The following is a 1124-nucleotide window of genomic DNA, read 5'->3' as shown; positions in this document are numbered from 1 at the left end:
TCACGTTGTTCAATGAAGCGGAGGCCGAGGCGAATCCGGCGGCGCCGGAGCCGACGGTGGAGACGGTCACCTACAAGGGGGTCCGCCAACATTTTGACGATTTTATACGCTTAGCATTAGCGGACATGCATTCTCGCCGTTTCTGAGTACCTTAGAGGACGTAAACAGCCGATTTAAGGCATGTTGATGACCGCTAATGAAGTTTAGCGGTCGTTAGGTTATTAGCTGCCAATCTTTCATATGGTACGCCACCAATAAAAAAATCACCACTCTGCTTCCGTTAATGAGAAAGTGAGTGGTGAATATTAATAAATCCCTTTATTTGATTTTGTATTTCTCGATTAATTCATTTTTGAACTTGCCAACCTTTTCGTCTGTATTTGATTTTGAAATCGTACTTTCCATCGTACTTTCCATCGTACTTTCCATACTGTACTTCCCATCATGTACACCAACGATGTCATACAAATCAGGGGATTTCTGATCGGGTTTTAGTACGAGGAGATATCTTTTGTTTTTCTCCATGATTTCGTATCCTTCAATTGAAAACTGTGTTTTCCCTGGCTTAATTCCGTTGTCAACGATATATACAGGTTCAGCTACTTTTACAACTGCTCCTTCTTTCAGTTGAGTTTTGTTAGCGTAGAAGCGTTCAACTTCAAAACTGGTGATTGTATAAGCTTCCTTCGTGAAACCTTCTGCGTCTCTAACGACATGGTTCTCGCTTGCAATTGGTTTGCCCGTGATAATAAGATCGGATCGATTTTCAAGCTCATTCAGAGATTTGTGGTTAACAGGCATGGCGTCGATTTGGGCAGTAGTTACTTTGCTGTCCGCGTACATATACCCACCGACTGATAATGTAAGAGCAACAGATGCTGTAACAATGGTTTTTTTGAATTTCATGAAATTTCACACCTCCTTGTTAATTTCCATATTTTTCTTTGATGTGTTCCTTATCGGCTTGCTGCGGTTTATTATGGCGCCCGTGAAGCGAAACTCGATTCGCTGCCGGTCGAAACGATCGAATACCGGCTCAGCGAAGATGAGCAGGTTTGTTCGTGTTGCGGAGGAAAGCTGCACGAGATGAGTACGGAAGTGCGGCGGGAGCTAACGATCATCCT

Annotated in this window: 1 protein-coding gene and 1 pseudogene; one reads left to right on the top strand and one right to left on the bottom strand. The window is 43.3% G+C overall.

Annotated elements, in window-relative coordinates; genetic code table 11:
• Window positions 1–318: 318 nt before the first annotated feature.
• A complete protein-coding gene (locus NLX71_RS26250; RefSeq protein WP_254366756.1) occupies window positions 319–906 on the bottom strand; it encodes a hypothetical protein in 588 nt (195 codons plus the stop codon).
• Between the two features lie 75 nt (window positions 907–981).
• Here NLX71_RS26250 and NLX71_RS27360 point away from each other — a divergent pair.
• Window positions 982–1124, top strand: a pseudogene (locus NLX71_RS27360) (IS66 family transposase zinc-finger binding domain-containing protein); the annotation flags it as partial.

Origin of the sequence: Paenibacillus sp. MZ04-78.2 (genome assembly GCF_024213375.1) — a bacterium.
Classification (GTDB): Bacteria; Bacillota; Bacilli; order Paenibacillales; family NBRC-103111; genus Paenibacillus_G.
This window is presented reverse-complemented; position numbering and strand designations above follow the sequence as displayed.

Bases quoted from the DNA above. Each gene is read 5' to 3' on its own strand.
- NLX71_RS26250 (WP_254366756.1), bottom strand. From the start codon at position 906: ATGAAATTCAAAAAAACCATTGTTACAGCATCTGTTGCTCTTACATTA.